The organism is Kineococcus sp. NPDC059986, from assembly GCF_040702905.1.
Lineage (GTDB): Bacteria > Actinomycetota > Actinomycetes > Actinomycetales > Kineococcaceae > Kineococcus.
In genome coordinates this window covers 1-14,369 of sequence record NZ_JBFBND010000025.1, presented here as the reverse complement: position 1 = coordinate 14,369, position 14,369 = coordinate 1, and the positions used below count along the sequence as shown (strand labels likewise).

The window sequence follows — 14,369 nt, the reverse complement described above, 5'->3', positions numbered from 1 at the left end:
CGAGCTCCACCGACCGGAGGGATCGACGATGTCCGTTCCCGCACCTCGTTCCGGGCCCGACCGGACGGCGCCCGACAGCAGCGACCTCGGCGGGTTCGGCTACCGCCAGCAGTTGCGCCGCAACGTCGGCCCGTTCGCCTCGTTCGCCGCAGGGTTCTCGTTCGTCTCGATCCTCACGACGGTGTTCCAGCTCTTCGGCCTCGGCTTCGGGTTCGGTGGCGCCGGGTTCTTCTGGACGTGGCCGACCGTCTTCGCCGGTCAGCTGCTCGTCGCCCTCTGCTTCGCCGAACTCGCCGCCCGCTACCCCATCTCGGGTGCCGTGTTCCAGTGGTCCAGCCGCCTCGCCGGCACGGACGTCGGCTGGTTCACCGGCTGGATCATGGTCGTGGGCCAGGTCCTCACGGTGGCCACCGCCGCCATCGCCCTGCAGGCCGTGCTGCCGACGATCTGGTCGGGTTTCCAGCTCGTCGGCGGGTCCGGGGCGGACTCCTCACCCGTCTCGGCCACCGGGGCCCAGAACGCGGTCGTCCTCGGTGTCCTGCTGCTCGTCGTGACGACGGTCGTCAACGCCGTCGGCGTCCGGCTCATGGCCGTCATCACCTCCGCGGGTGTCGTCATCGAGATCATCGGCGTCGTCGCCCTCGTCGTGGCGCTGTTCAGCCACGCCGAGCGCAGCCCCTCCGTCGTCATGACGTCCGCCGGTGCGGGCGAGGGGAACTACCTCGGGCTCTGGCTGGCCAGTTCCCTCATGGCGGCCTACGTCATGGTCGGTTTCGACTCGGCCGGGGAACTGTCCGAGGAGACCCGCGCCCCGCGCGCCACCACCCCGCGGACCATCCTGCGCGCCCTCGTCGTCTCCGGCGTCGGCGGTGCCCTCCTGCTCGTCGGCGGCGTCATCGCGGCCCCCAGCCTCACCGACGGTTCGCTCGCCTCCGCTGGTCTGGCCGGGGTCCTCACGGCCCGCCTCGGCGACGTCGGCGGCCGGTTGCTGCTGGTGTGCGTCGCCGTGGCCGTCGTCGTGTGCACGCTCGCCGTCCAGACGTCCGGTTCGCGCATGGTCTACTCGATGGCCCGTGAACGCGCGTTCCCCTTCGCCTCGGTGTTCGGCCGCGTCTCCGTCCGCACCGGAACCCCCATCGGCGCAGCCGTCCTCGTCGGGGTCGGCGCGGCGATCGCCCTCGCCGTCAACTGGGACCAGAGCGCCGTCTTCACGGCCCTGGCCAGCCTGTGCATCGCGATGCTCTACCTGGCCTACCTCGGCGTCACGCTGCCGCTGCTGGTCCGCCGGCTGCGCGGGGAACTCCCCTCGGGCACCGACGAGTTCGGCCGGCCGCTGTTCTCCCTGGGGCGCTGGGGGGTCCCGGTCAACGTCCTCGCCGTCGTCTACCAGACGGTCATGGTCGTCAACCTCGCCTGGCCCCGCGCCGGCGTCTACGACCTCACCGGCGGCACCTGGTGGCTGCAGTACAGCGCGCTGCTGTTCATCGGCGCCACGGTGCTCGTGGGCGTCCTCGTCCACCGCCGCAACCGCATCCGCCACGGCGGCGCCATCGTCCTGGGGAAGCTGCAGGTCGCCGCCCCCGCCGAGACCGACCGCGTGGAGGAACCCGCATGACCGACCGGAACACCGCGACCGTCCTCGCCGCCCGCGACGACGCCCGCGCCCAGGGCGGGACGACGTCGGACTGGATGCCGTACCTGCCCGCCGCGACCTCCCCGCACGCCCCCGCCGACGTCGACCCGACCCTCCTCACGTGGGCCGAGACGGTCGCCCCCGGCGGCTACACCTCCAAGGTCGTCACCCGGGGGACCCGCCTGCGGTTGTCCGACGTCACGGGAGACGCGTGCGCGCACGTCCTGCTGTTCTCGGCGCTCGCGCCGTGGGAGCGGCTCAACGTCGCCGACACGCAGAAGATCCCGTGGCAGGCCTACCTCGGCGACGGCCACCCCCTCCTGTCCGGGGACGGCCGGGTCCTCGCCACGGTCGTCGGCGACACCTCCGGGCACCACGACGCGTTCTGCGGCACGACGTCCGACGCCTGGAACGTCCACCGCTACGGCGACGCCGCCCCCGAGGGACCGAGCCCGTCGGGGCGGGCGCTGTTCACGCTCGCCGCCGCCAAGCAGGGCCTGGAACCCCGGGACCTGCCCCCGAGCGTGAGCTTCTTCCAGGGGGTTCGCGTGGAGGCCGACGGTGGGTTCCGCTGGCTCGGGTCGGCCGGTCCCGCCGAGGTCGAGCTGCTCGCCGAACTCCCGCTCGTCGTGCTCGTGGCGAACACGGCGCACCCGCTGGACCCGCGCCCGGAGTTCACCGTCGGACCGCTGCGGATCCACGCCTGGCGGTCCGCGCCCACCTCGCCCGCCGACCCACGATTCACCCGCACACCGGAACTGCACCGCGCCTACCTCAACACCCTCGACCACGCGGAGGCACGAGGACTGTGACCAGCCCCACCTCGACCACCGACACGACCCCGGACACGACGACCCTGGAGTGGGGTTCCCCGCTCGTCGAAGGAGACGTCGTCCTCGACGAGCGCGTCGCCCCCCGTGCCCCCTGGTCCGCCGTCGTCCGCGCCGGGCACGTCCTGACGATCGTCGACGTGGGCGGCAACCAGTCCGCGGACTGCCTGCTGTTCTCCGACGCCGACCGCAGCGAGCGCTACAGCGTCCCGGACACCCTGGCCTGGCAGGGCAACGCCTACGTCCGCACGGGCACCGTCCTGCGCAGCCAGTTCGGCAGCCCCCTCGCGACCGTCGTCGCGAACGAGGTCGAGCGCCAGGACACCATCGGCGGCGCCTGCGGCAAGGAGTCCAACACCCTGCGGTACGGCCACCACACGATGCACCAGCACGGCTGCCGGGAGAACTTCCTCGCCGAGGGGGCCCGGCACGGCCTGTCGGCCCGCGACCTCGTCTCGAACCTCAACTGGTTCATGAACGTGCCGGTCGAACCGGACGGCTCGCTCGGCATCGTCGACGGCATCTCCGGCCCCGGCAAGCGCGTCGCGTTCCGCGCCGAGGTCGACCTGCTCGTCGTCGTCTCGAACTGCCCCCAGGTCAACAACCCCTGCAACGACTTCAACCCGACACCGCTGCGCATGCTCGTCACCGCCCCCGCAGGAGTTCCCCAGTGACCTTCGACACCCTGCTCGTCGCCAACCGCGGCGAGATCGCCCGCCGCGTCCTGCGCTCCGCGCGTGACCTCGGCCTGCGCACCGTCGCCGTGTACTCCGACGCCGACCGCGCCGCCCCGCACGTCCGCGAGGCCGACACCGCCGTCCGGCTGGGCCCGGCGCCCGCGCGCGAGTCCTACCTGCGCACCGACGCCCTGCTCGAGGCGGCCATCGCCACCGGTGCGGGCGCCGTCCACCCCGGGTACGGGTTCCTGTCCGAGAACGTCGAGTTCGCCCGCGCGTGCGAGGCCGCCGGCATCGCCTTCGTCGGCCCCACCCCCGAGCAGATCACCGCGTTCGGCAGCAAGCACACTGCGCGGGAACTCGCGGCCGCGGCGGAGGTCCCGCTGCTGGCCGGCACGGGGCTGCTCGCCTCGGCCGACGAGGCCGTCGCCGCGGCCGAGGCGGTCGGCCTGCCCGTCATGCTCAAGGCCACGGGCGGTGGTGGCGGCATCGGGATGCAGGCCTGCGCGACGGCCGCCGAGGTCCGCGAGGCGTACGACCGCGTCGTGCGGCTGGCGTCGGCGAACTTCGGCTCGGCGGGGGTGTTCCTCGAGCGGCTCGTCCGGCCCGCCCGGCACGTCGAGGTGCAGGTGTTCGGCGACGGGCTCGGCGGCATCGCCGTCGTCGGCGACCGCGACTGCTCGCTGCAGCGGCGCAACCAGAAGGTCGTCGAGGAGGCACCCGCCCCCGCGCTGCCGGACGACGTCCGCGCGCGCATCGCCGGGACGGCCGCCGACCTCATGGCCTCCGTGCGCTACCGGTCGGCCGGCACCGTCGAGTTCGTCTACGACCCCGTCCGGGAGGAGGCCGCGTTCCTCGAGGTGAACACCCGCCTCCAGGTCGAGCACCCCGTCACCGAACTCGCCTACGGGGTCGACCTCGTCGAGCTCATGCTGCGGCTCGCGCGCGACGGCGCCGCCGACCCCGTCGTCCGCGACGCCCTGGACCGGGAGTGGACCGCGACCGGAGTCGCGGTCGAGGCCCGCGTGTACGCCGAGGACCCCGCCAAGCAGGACGCCCCGTGCCCCGGGCTCGTCACGAACGCGCAGTTCCCGGAGATGTCCGGCGTCCGCGTCGACGGCTGGGTCGAGACGGGCACCGAGGTGACCCCGTTCTACGACCCCCTGCTGGCCAAGGTCGTCGCGGCCGCCCCGGGGCGGGACGCCGCCCTCGACCTGCTGGGGGAGGCCCTCACCGCCTCCCGCGTCGACGGCGTCGTGACGAACCTCGGGCTGCTGCGCTCCCTCGTCGAGGACCTGCCGCTGCGCTCGGCCACCCACTCCACCTCCACGCTCGACGTCGGCCCCACGACGGGGATCGACACGGGCCGCGACCCCGACCCGCGCATCGACGTCCTCGCGCCGGGGGCGATGACGACCGTGCAGGACCTGCCCGGTCGCCTGGGGTACTGGCAGGTCGGTGTGCCGCCGTCCGGACCCATGGACCCGCTGTCGCTGCGCGAGGCCAACCTCGCCGTCGGGAACCCGCCGACCGCGCCCGGGCTGGAGATCACCGCCACGGGCCCGACGCTGCGGTTCTCCACCGACGCCGTCGTCTGCGTCACCGGCGCGGCCGCCCCGGTGACGCTCGACGGGGTCGCGGTCCCGCAGTGGGAACCCGTCGAGGTCCCCGCCGGCGGCGTGCTCGCCGTCGGTACCGCGGCCGGGCCGGGCCTGCGCCTCGCGCTCGCGGTCCGCGGCGGCCTCGACGTGCCGCTGTACCTCGGCAGCGCGTCCACCTTCACCCTCGGCGGGTTCGGCGGTCACGGCGGCCGTGCCCTGCAGGCCGGGGACGTGCTGCGCCCCGGCGTCCCCGAGGGGCAGGGGTTCACGACCATCACCGGCCCCGTCCCGGCCGAGCGCCGGCCGGAGTTCACCCACGACTGGGTGGTGGCCGTGACCGAGGGGCCGCACGGCGCCCCGGAGTTCTTCACGCGCGCCGACCTCGACGAGTTCTACGCGACCGAGTACGCGGTCCACCTCAACTCCGCCCGCACCGGCGTCCGCCTCGACGGTCCGCGGCCGCGCTGGGCCCGCACCGACGGGGGTGAGGCGGGGCTGCACCCGTCGAACATCCACGACACCCCGTACGCCGTGGGTGCCGTCGACTTCACGGGCGACACCCCGATCCTGCTCGGCCCCGACGGCCCGTCCCTGGGCGGTTTCGTCTGCCCCGCCGTGGTGACGTCCGGCGACCTGTGGAAGCTGGGGCAGCTGCGGCCGGGCGACCGCGTCCGGTTCGTCCCGGTCCGCGAGGAGGTCGCGGCCGCACCCCGGTTGCGGCGCAACGACCTCGCCGCGTCCTCCCGGGGCGACGGTGACGACGGGGTCCTGGCCCGCGTGCCCGGCACCCCCACCCGCCCGTCGGCCACGTACCGCCGCGACGGCGACGACAACGTCCTCGTCGAATTCGGCGACATGGTCCTCGACCTCGGGTTGCGGATGCGCGTGCACGCCCTCATGCGCGCCCTGGAGGAGCACCGCCCGGCGGGGATCCTCGACATCACCCCGGGCATCCGGTCCCTGCAGGTGCACACGGACGCGAGCGTCCTGCGGGCCTCCCGCCTCGTGGGGCTGCTGCGGGAACTGGACGACGCGCTGCCGCCGACGAGCGACCTCGTCGTGCCGTCCCGGCGCGTGCGGTTGCCGCTGTCCTGGGACGATCCGGCGACGCACCTGGCCATCGAGCGGTACATGGCCGGCGTCCGCGACGACGCCCCCTGGACACCGTCGAACATCGAGTTCATCCGGCGCGTCAACGGTCTGGAGTCCGTCGACGACGTGTTCCGCACTGTCTTCGACGCCAGCTACCTCGTCCTCGGACTGGGTGACGTCTACCTCGGGGCGCCCGTCGCGACGCCCCTGGACCCGCGGCACCGCCTCGTCACCACGAAGTACAACCCCGCCCGCACGTGGACGGCGGAGAACTCCGTCGGCATCGGCGGCGCCTACCTGTGCATCTACGGCATGGAGGGGCCCGGCGGGTACCAGTTCGTGGGCCGCACGACGCAGGTGTGGAACCGCTTCCGCCGCGGGGGGCTGTTCGCGCAGGACCCGTGGGCGCTGCGGTTCTTCGACCGCATCGAGTGGTACCCCGTGTCCGCCGAGGAGCTCCTCGAACTGCGCGCCGAGACGGACGCCGGCCGCGGTCCCGTCGACACCGAGGAGGGGGAGTTCTCCCTCGCCGAGCACGAGGCGTTCCTCGCCGCGAACGCCGACTCCATCGAGGCGTTCCGCGCGCAGCAGTCGGCCGCGTTCGAGGCCGAGAAGGACCGCTGGCGCGCCTCGGGGGAGTTCGACGTCCGTCCCGAACCCGCGCCCGCCGTGGCGGCCGGGCCGGTCGACCTGCCCGCCGGTGCGGTCGGGGTCGAGGCGCCGTTCGCGGCGACCGTCTGGCAGGTGTCCGCGGCCGCGGGGACCGCGGTCGGCGACGGTGACCGCGTCCTGGCGCTGGAGGCGATGAAGATGGAGACGGCCGTGACCGCGCCCGTCGAGGGGGAACTGCTGGAGGTGTACGTGAAACCCGGTGAGGCCGTCACGGCGGGCCAGGTGCTGTTCTCCGTCCGACCGCTGGAAGGGGTCTCCGCATGACGTCTCGCGTGAACCCGCTCGTGGACCCGCTCGAGTCGAAGGTCCGTCAGGCCTACGACCGCATCGCCGCCGCCGACCGGCCGGAGGTGTGGATCACCCTGCGCTCCCTCGAGGACGTGCTCGCCGAGGCCGCCGCCGTCGACCCGGGCGCACCGCTCGCTGGCACGCTCGTCGCGGTCAAGGACAACATCGACGTCGCGGGGTTGCCGACGACGGCCGCGGCCCCCTCGTTCGCTTACCGGCCCGAGCGGGACTCGACGGCGGTGGCGCGGTTGCGCGCCGCGGGGGCCCTCGTCCTGGGCAAGACGAACCTCGACCAGTTCGCGACCGGTCTCGTCGGCACCCGCAGCCCCCACGGCGCGGTGCGCAACGCCTTCGCGCCCGACCGGATCTCCGGCGGGTCCAGTTCCGGGTCGGCCGTCGCCGTCGCCCTCGGGTTCGTCGACGTCGCGCTCGGCACCGACACGGCCGGGTCCGGGCGTGTGCCCGCGGCCCTGCACGGGATCGTCGGCGTGAAACCCACACGCGGTCTGGTCCCGAACACCGGCGTCGTCCCGGCGTGCCGCAGCCTGGACTGCGTCACGGTCTTCGCCCGCGACCTCGCGACCGCCCGCCGGGTGGCCGAGGAGCTCGCCGGGCCCGACGGCCACGACCCCCTCGCGCGGGTGGACGCCCCGCTGCCGGCACCACCGGCTCGGCCGCGGATCGCCGTGCCGACCGCCGAGCACCTGCAGGGCCTCGCGGACGGCTGGGCCGCGGCGTTCGGCCGGTACGTGGACCGGGTGCGCGCGAGCGGCGCCGAGGTCGTCGAGGTGGACGTCGCCCCGCTGCTGGAGGCGGCCGGGCTGCTCTACGGAGGCGCGTTCGTCGCCGAGCGGACCGCCGCGGTGGGTGCGCACCTCGCGGCGCACCCCGACCTGGTGGGCACCGACCTCGACCCGACCGTCGCCGCCATCGTGCGGGCGGGGGAGGAGGTCACGGCCGTGGACGTGTTCCGCGACCGCGAGCGCCTCGACGTCCTCGCGGCCCGAGCCCGCGACCTGCTCGCGGGCACCACCGCGCTGCTGACGCCCACGACGACCTGGCACCCCACCCTGGCCGAGGTCGCGGCCGACCCGGTGGGGGCCAACGCGCGGCTGGGCCGGTTCACGAACTTCGCGAACCTGCTCGACATGGCCTCGCTCGCCGTCCCCGCCGGGACGGTGGCGGGCCTGCCGTTCGGCGTGATGCTGACGGGTCCGGCCTTCAGCGACCGCACCCTGGCGGCGCTCGCGCAGGGCTGGGCGGACGTGCCGGTCGACCTGCTCGTCGTCGGCGCCCACCTGAGCGGTCAGCCCCTGCACCCCGAACTCGTCGCCGCCGGCGCGACGTTCGTCGGGCCCGCGGCCACCGCCCCGGAGTACCGGCTGTACGCCCTCGACACCGTCCCCCCGAAACCGGGGATGGTCCGCGACCGGGCGGGGTCGAGCGTCCAGGGCGAGGTGTGGCGGCTGCCGGCGTCGGGGTTCGGCGCGTTCGTCGCCGCCCTGCCGCAGCCCATGACGATCGGGGCCGTGACCCTCGACGACGGCCGCGTCGTGCGCTCCTTCCTCGCCGAACCGGCCGCCCTGGAGGGGGCGCGGGAGATCACCGCGCACGGGTTCTGGCTCGCCGCCCGGGCGGCCCTGGCGCGAGAGGTCGTGGCAGCATCGGCGGGGTGAGCGAGCGCGGGGGGACGGGCCGGGTCGGGCGCCCCCGCAGCCGTGGTGCCGCCGACGACGGCCGCACGCCGCGGCAGGAGATCCTCGACGCGGCCGCGGCGCTGTTCTCCGAGTCCGGTTTCGCGGCGACGTCGACGCGCGCCATCGCCGACCGGGTCGGGATCCGGCAGGCCTCGCTCTACCACCACTTCGCGGGCAAGGACGAGATCCTCCTCGAGCTGCTCGAGGCGTCCGTCCGCCCGACCCTCGACGTCGTCGACGCGCTGCGGTCGCGCGCGCCGGACGCGGCCGGGGCGCTGCACGCGCTCGTGGTCGTCGACGTGGGGACGCTGCTGGCCGGTCCCCTGGGCATCCCGGCGCTCTACGTGGCCCCGGAGGTCCAGCAGCCGCGCTTCGAGCAGTTCCGCGCGCACCGCCGCCAGCTCGGCGCGGTGTACGCCGAGCTGGTCCGCGACGTCGCCCCGGCCGGGCACCCCGTGGACGCGGACGTCCTGGGGCAGGTGTGCCTGCACCTCGTCGAGATGACCGCGTCGCTGCCCTCGGCCCCCCAGCTGCCCGAGCAGGTCGCCGCCGCCTGCCTCGGGGCCTGCGGGGTCACGGGGGACCAGCTCGCGGCGGCCGTCGCGGGCGGTCGCGCCGTCCGCGACGCCCTGGCCGCGCCCGCCGCCGCCGGTCGCCACTGACGTCGGTCCGGTCCGCACGCCGTCCACGCTGGTCCGTTCAGGGTGATTCGGGCGACGGTCGGTGTGGACGGGGCCGGTGCGTGCCGACAGAGCGGGGGAGGTGAGACGCCCGTGCGGGTCACCGTGACCCACTCGATGACCACCCCGGACGACGTCCGGACGACGAACCGGTGTGCGAGGCCCCCGACCGAGCGGTCGGTGTCGCCCACGGCCACCTTGCGAAGGAGCGCGATGAAGACTGTGCTGTCCATCGAGACGACGAGGCCGATCGGCGTCCGCGACCTCAACGGTTTCATCTCCGGCATCGCCGAGCGCGTGCCGGGGTGCTTCGTGTCCCAGGGACCGAGCAGCCGCGGCAAGGTCACGGTGACCATCCTGTCGCCGCAGGCCGTGCCCCTCGAGGTCGCCGAGCAGGTCCTGGAGACCCTGCCCGAGCTGTGCGACGCGATCAGCGGGATGTCGATGCAGGAGGCCGCGCGCCGGCCCAACCCGCGCCAGCAGGCCCGACCCGCGCCGGCGGTGCCCGCACCCGTCGGCTGATCCCGCAGCGCGTCCCCGCGGGCCCGTCACAGGACGCGGTGGGCGTCCGTGCCCACGACGAGGTGCACCCCCAGCACCTCGACGTGCTCGTCCCGGCAGGCCTGGGCCAGGCTCTGCGCCCACGCCAGGTCCGCGGCGACGACCTCGCGGGTGCGCGCGGGGACGAGGGCGAAGGCGACCGAGCCGACTCCGGCGGTGTGCTCGGCGAGCAGGTGCCCGAGCACGCCGGCGAGGCTCTGGGCGACCTCCTCGTCCGGGTCCGGCGACAGGCCCTGCACGACGACGAGGGCGGACTGCTGCCGGCCCTGCGCGTCGAGGAGCTGGACCCACAGGTCCGAGCCCGCGACCGCGTCGTCGACCGCGGGGTCGTCCGGGTCGGCGCCGAGCGCGGCGATGAGCGCCCACCGCGCGGTGAGCTCCTCGGGGGTGCGGACGGGGGACAGGAGGGTGGGGTGCGGGAGCGACATGGCGGCAGCGTGCCGCCGATCGCCGACCCGTCCCGGGCGTCGTCCACAGGTCGAGGGGCGAGGAGGCCGGAACGGCGCCTGTGGGTCCCGCGACGACGTCGGCGGCCGACGTCACGGTCGTGGCGCTCCGCGCGAGGTGCACCGGCAGTGGTCCAGGGCTCGTGAACTCACCCGTGCAGCGCCGCGGGCGGGACGTCCACGAGCAGCCGGTTCAGGACCGGGTGGTTGCTGTCGTCGAGGGACGGCGTCCGTGCCGGCCTGAGCTCGAGTCAGCGGGTGGTGATCCGTCACTCACGGGCTCGCGCCGTGGTGAGGAGTCGGCGAGGACTCACGACCTGCGCCAGCTCGCGGTCCCAGAGCACCCCCAACGGGGCCAGGTGCAGCGGCGAGAGCGGTCGCCAGGCAGGCAGAGCCGCGAGCAGGTGGTCGCAGGCCTCGTGGCGACGGCCACCACGCACCAGGCTGCGCGCCTGCTGCACCGCGCGGTCGAACACCGGGCAGTAGGAGAAGTCGGCGAGAAGTCCTCCCTCCCGCTCCGAGCGGGCGACGAGGTCGCGCACCACCGCACGGTGGGGCTCGGACAACCGCCGCAAGAAGATGCCCAGCGAAGAGTCCTGCCAGGGCGCACGCTCGCGGAGGCTCGCCACCAGCATCGGCCACAGCTCGTACCGCAGCACGGGGTCAGGTTCTCCCACCGGTGGATCGAAGGACTCGACCCGCCCGATCGCGCCCTGGACCTCCCGCAGCACCTGGATCTGCACCTCCAGGACCTCCGCTCGGAGGTCGCCGTAGTCCTGGGCACGCTTGAAGACGTCGCCGGTCTCGCCTCCGGCCAGACTGGTGCGGTAGGCCTGCTCGACCAGGTCGGCGATCTCCGTGCGGCTCACGCTGTCCGAGGCGTCGAACCTCACGAAGCTGGCGTAGTGCCTCTCCAACCCCGCACGGAAGGACGGGGCACCGTTGGCGGCGCCGGGGTACCAGTTGGTGAAGTCCCACGTGGCCCACTCCCCGTCCGTGCTCGTGTGTCCGGGGTCCAGGAGGAAGTTGTCAGAACCGTCGTTGAGGAGCAGACAGCGACGCAGCAACGGCACCTCGTCATCACGGAGCTCGCTCTCGTCGTCGGCCGTGTCGTCCTCGTCGAAGCTGTCTTCCCACGCCTGGAGCAGTCCCGGCTCCAGGTCGCGCACCCGACCGATCTCAGCGACGGGCCGCACGGCCCCGTAGTCGAAGTCGACCAGGGGCCACCCGTTGCTGATCTGAGCGAAGGCGCGGTACGAGGGTGGCAGCGACAACCCCGTGCTCCGCTCCCAGGCCGCGAGCTCGGCCGGCGTCGCCGGTGGCGATCCGATCCACCGGCGGTCACGCATCTGCGCGGTGACGGTTCTCGAACCGGCGTCGGAGATGGTCAGGACCTCCTCGTTCCACCGTTCCAGCAGCTGCCGCAGGCTCAGGTGACTCAGCACACCCTCTACCTACCAGGTGACTCCTGCCGGCGTGGTCACCTCGGCGGCAAGAACCGTCCAGAGCACGTCAGCGAGCCACCGGGTCGGGCGAGCAGCCGCCCTGCTGGAGTTCGGCCACGTACTCCGCGAACAGCTCGCCCCGATCCGTCACGGTCACCCACAGGCGGGAGGCCCCAGACGGCGGCGCGTTGAAGCGCCAACACCAGTCCACGTCCGGGGGCGCTCCCCAGCCGCTGACGGTGGTGTACCAACTCCCCAGGTCATCGCGAACCGAGACCTCCGCGTGCACGGCGTCCCGCTCGCTCTGCTCGTCGAGGGCCACGGCAGCAGCGGGAACGGCGCGGAAGCCGAGCAGGGTGCTCAGTCCCACCCGCAGGACCTCCAACTCCGCCCAAACCCCTGGCTCGCCGCGGCTGCGACGGAAGGACACATCACGGAAGGGACGCTCCCGCACCGTCACGTGCGCCTCGGAGCCGTCAGGGCCGCCGATGATCCAGGTGATGGACTCCTCATCGCGGTCAGCTTGGTGCGGTGATCTTCCCGGCTCCCGGTGCTGGTCCACCAGATCGACCACGCGACTCCAGAGGTGGTCGCGCTGCGGGTCGTGGGAGATGGGGAAGCCGGAAGGCATCTCTGGACGCTACCTCCCCTGTGGAGATCGCTCCCGCCGTTCCGACCGCCACGGCGACGACCTCGCGGTCCTCCCGCGGTGCGCGCAACGCACGATCTTCCAGTGGTGCGCGATCTTCATGACGAAGTCGCTGCCTCGGGGGCTGCCCACGCGGTAGGCAGGTTCCCATGACCTTGTCTCTGGACGGTCTCGACTTCGACGTCATCGCCCCCGCCGACGTGCCCCTGGAGAGTCTGGCCGTCGTCGACGTTGCGCACTCCCTGAGCGGTGAAGGCGTCGACCAGGACCATTGGTGGCGCGTCAGCCTGGCTCCCGCCGACGACAGCGCCACCGCTCCAGTCGTCGACACGATCGCCCGCCTCGGCGTCCGGCCCACTGGCCCGGCTCGCGTGGGCGCCACCACCGTCGACGACACCCTGACCTCCGTGTCGACCCACGCCGTCCGCTCCCATCTGAGGAGCCGGTGGACGGGACCTCCTTCCGCCGATCCGGAGAGCGGGGTCGAGGGTTTCGACCAGCTGGCACACCAGGTGGCCGCAGCCCTGGGCGACGCGCGGGTCTGGACCCCGGCCCGGGCCACGGTGGCGGCAAGGACTACGCGCTGTGGGTGTACCGGGACGCCGGCGGCTTCGTGGCCTGCGCCGATCTGGGCTACGCCCTGTTCAGCGCGCACGGGGTGATGGCGCCGTCGGTGTTGTCCTTCCAGCGGCTCACCCCCGCGCAGACGGTGGCCGCCTTCGCGTGAGGCTCGCGCGCCCCGAGCGCCGGGGTTTTCGGGACGGGTCAGCTGCGGATCGGTCTGGTGATGATGGAGCGGCATCACGTTCACGGACTTCGCGGTCATGTCGATGACCGGATCCGGAGCGAGCGCAAAGAACACCCGCGTATCCCCGCAAATCCGGACGGGGGCCGATCACCCCTCAGCCCAGCAACCCACCATCAGCGACGAGCTCCAGCGCAGCCCGCGGACCCCGACGCGTCAGCAACCCCACCAGCAGCACCCGATCCCCACGCGAGATCAGCCACGACAGGTGCACCACACCAGAGGTGTCGACCTGAACCCCCACTTCCACCCCCTCTACCGTGACCACGGTGTAGTCCCCACTGCCGGCGTCACGGCTGCTGGCAACCCGCTGCGGCCAGGGCCGGCGCCGCTGCGGATCGGGGTCCTGCTCGCGCATGTCCAGGACCGAGCCACCCCGGCGCAGCACCGACCACGTGAGCGCCTGCTCCCACGTCTGTTCCACGGGCAGGTAGGTGACGCGCAAGTGCAGCAGCAGAAAACCCGCGGCGAGCTGAGACTCCATCGACTCGGTGGGCAGGCCCCGGTGGACGGAGATCCGTTCCACCAGCTCAGGCGTCCGCAGAAAGCTCAGGGTGGGCACCGCAGCGCCCAGGAGCGTCGCTGCTTCCGGTTCGCCGATGAGCTCGTGGTGCCATGACAAGCTTCCTGGATTCCGGCCACGTCCTCCGAAGGCGTTGCTCAGCGCGTCGTGGGGAACGAGTGCAGCCAAGGCTGCGGCCACGCTCATGGGGAGAGGCATCCCGGCAGTCTTGCCGTCGGGGTGAGCGCTGCACAACGACCGCCATGTTCACGGTCATCCCGCGTTGTGCGCGGTCTTCGAGCAGGGATCACCCAGGGCGCGATGGGAACCGGTTGTAGATACTCATCCCATGACTGACGCAGGCCCCGCCGGGTGGTTCGCCAGGACGGATGGACAGGCAGCTTTTCAGGGGTCCGCTTTCGAGGAGAAGACGCCAGCTCTGGTCCACGCCGAGATCAATCTGTCTGGACTGGGTGAACACGCCGGTGCAGCGCGCGTCGTTTTCGACGATGCAGCCCTGACCGACGGGGCAGCTACGACCGGCGAGAGTGACCGGTTACTGCTGCGTCGGCGGCTGCACGAGCACTTGGATCGTGCGCTCGACGCGGCGGAGATCTCCGCTGACGTACGCCCTGGGCATACCTGAGCGTCAGCCAAACATCCGGTCATCCCGCGTTATGAGCGCTGTCGCCAGCAGCCGCGACGTCGCGATCTCGACGACAAGCGCACAGTCCACCGCTTCCACCGACGCCCCCTGACCCACCCACCTCACACCGGCCTGGACGAAGCCG

13 protein-coding genes are annotated in these 14,369 nt (G+C 73.3%); 9 read left to right on the top strand and 4 right to left on the bottom strand.

Going from position 1 to position 14,369, the window contains the following annotated elements:
* Positions 1-28: 28 nt before the first annotated feature.
* From AB0637_RS17455 to AB0637_RS17425, 7 genes are all read left to right on the top strand, one after another.
* On the top strand, positions 29-1,615 hold the full coding sequence (locus AB0637_RS17455; RefSeq protein WP_366173826.1) for an amino acid permease: 1,587 nt from the start codon (positions 29-31) through the stop codon (positions 1,613-1,615).
* Positions 1,612-2,445, top strand: coding sequence for an urea amidolyase associated protein UAAP1 (locus AB0637_RS17450; RefSeq protein ID WP_366173825.1), 834 nt, complete (start codon positions 1,612-1,614; stop codon positions 2,443-2,445). The genes AB0637_RS17455 and AB0637_RS17450 overlap by 4 nt, the downstream gene beginning before the upstream one ends.
* A 44-nt stretch (positions 2,446-2,489) precedes the next feature.
* The gene (locus AB0637_RS17445) at positions 2,490-3,137 is read left to right on the top strand and encodes an urea amidolyase associated protein UAAP2 (protein WP_366173897.1); all 648 of its coding nucleotides are present in this window, start codon (positions 2,490-2,492) and stop codon (positions 3,135-3,137) included.
* On the top strand, positions 3,134-6,769 hold the full coding sequence (uca, locus tag AB0637_RS17440) for an urea carboxylase (protein WP_366173824.1): 3,636 nt from the start codon (positions 3,134-3,136) through the stop codon (positions 6,767-6,769). Before AB0637_RS17445 ends, uca begins: the two co-directional genes overlap by 4 nt.
* Complete coding sequence (gene atzF, locus AB0637_RS17435; protein ID WP_366173822.1) at positions 6,766-8,469, top strand: allophanate hydrolase; 1,704 nt, start codon at positions 6,766-6,768, stop codon at positions 8,467-8,469. The genes uca and atzF overlap by 4 nt, the downstream gene beginning before the upstream one ends.
* Positions 8,466-9,152, top strand: coding sequence for a TetR/AcrR family transcriptional regulator (locus AB0637_RS17430; RefSeq protein ID WP_366173821.1), 687 nt, complete (start codon positions 8,466-8,468; stop codon positions 9,150-9,152). Before atzF ends, AB0637_RS17430 begins: the two co-directional genes overlap by 4 nt.
* Positions 9,153-9,383: 231 nt before the next feature.
* Positions 9,384-9,692 (top strand): hypothetical protein, encoded by a 309-nt coding sequence (locus AB0637_RS17425; RefSeq protein WP_366173820.1) that lies wholly within the window; start codon positions 9,384-9,386, stop codon positions 9,690-9,692.
* A gap of 26 nt (positions 9,693-9,718) precedes the next feature.
* Here AB0637_RS17425 and AB0637_RS17420 read toward each other — a convergent pair whose 3' ends face one another.
* The 3 genes from AB0637_RS17420 to AB0637_RS17410 form a co-directional block, all read right to left on the bottom strand.
* Positions 9,719-10,159, bottom strand: coding sequence for a hypothetical protein (locus AB0637_RS17420; protein WP_366173819.1), 441 nt, complete (start codon positions 10,157-10,159; stop codon positions 9,719-9,721).
* Positions 10,160-10,446: 287 nt separating this feature from the next.
* Positions 10,447-11,622 carry an SMI1/KNR4 family protein gene (locus AB0637_RS17415; RefSeq protein ID WP_366173817.1) on the bottom strand — a complete coding sequence of 392 codons (1,176 nt, stop codon included), beginning with the start codon at positions 11,620-11,622 and terminating at the stop codon, positions 10,447-10,449.
* A gap of 67 nt (positions 11,623-11,689) precedes the next feature.
* A complete protein-coding gene (locus AB0637_RS17410) occupies positions 11,690-12,253 on the bottom strand; it encodes a hypothetical protein (RefSeq protein WP_366173816.1) in 564 nt (187 codons plus the stop codon).
* 607 nt (positions 12,254-12,860) lie between these two features.
* On the opposite strand from AB0637_RS17410, the gene AB0637_RS17405 reads away from it, so the two are divergent.
* The gene (locus AB0637_RS17405; protein ID WP_366173815.1) at positions 12,861-12,998 is read left to right on the top strand and encodes a hypothetical protein; all 138 of its coding nucleotides are present in this window, start codon (positions 12,861-12,863) and stop codon (positions 12,996-12,998) included.
* A 175-nt stretch (positions 12,999-13,173) separates the two neighbouring features.
* Here AB0637_RS17405 and AB0637_RS17400 read toward each other — a convergent pair whose 3' ends face one another.
* Positions 13,174-13,797 (bottom strand): hypothetical protein, encoded by a 624-nt coding sequence (locus tag AB0637_RS17400; RefSeq protein ID WP_366173814.1) that lies wholly within the window; start codon positions 13,795-13,797, stop codon positions 13,174-13,176.
* A gap of 130 nt (positions 13,798-13,927) precedes the next feature.
* Between AB0637_RS17400 and AB0637_RS17395 the strand changes: the two genes are divergently transcribed.
* The gene (locus AB0637_RS17395; protein ID WP_366173813.1) at positions 13,928-14,224 is read left to right on the top strand and encodes a hypothetical protein; all 297 of its coding nucleotides are present in this window, start codon (positions 13,928-13,930) and stop codon (positions 14,222-14,224) included.
* Positions 14,225-14,369 lie beyond the last annotated feature (145 nt).

Excerpts from the sequence above, each read along its gene's own strand:
- AB0637_RS17410 (WP_366173816.1), bottom strand. The coding sequence starts at position 12,253 with ATGCCTTCCGGCTTCCCCATCTCCCACGACCCGCAGCGCGACCACCTC.
- AB0637_RS17455 (WP_366173826.1), top strand. The coding sequence starts at position 29 with ATGTCCGTTCCCGCACCTCGTTCCGGGCCCGACCGGACGGCGCCCGAC.
- atzF (WP_366173822.1), top strand. The coding sequence starts at position 6,766 with ATGACGTCTCGCGTGAACCCGCTCGTGGACCCGCTCGAGTCGAAGGTC.
- AB0637_RS17395 (WP_366173813.1), top strand. The coding sequence starts at position 13,928 with ATGACTGACGCAGGCCCCGCCGGGTGGTTCGCCAGGACGGATGGACAG.
- AB0637_RS17425 (WP_366173820.1), top strand. The coding sequence starts at position 9,384 with ATGAAGACTGTGCTGTCCATCGAGACGACGAGGCCGATCGGCGTCCGC.
- AB0637_RS17420 (WP_366173819.1), bottom strand. The coding sequence starts at position 10,159 with ATGTCGCTCCCGCACCCCACCCTCCTGTCCCCCGTCCGCACCCCCGAG.
- AB0637_RS17400 (WP_366173814.1), bottom strand. The coding sequence starts at position 13,797 with ATGCCTCTCCCCATGAGCGTGGCCGCAGCCTTGGCTGCACTCGTTCCC.
- AB0637_RS17450 (WP_366173825.1), top strand. The coding sequence starts at position 1,612 with ATGACCGACCGGAACACCGCGACCGTCCTCGCCGCCCGCGACGACGCC.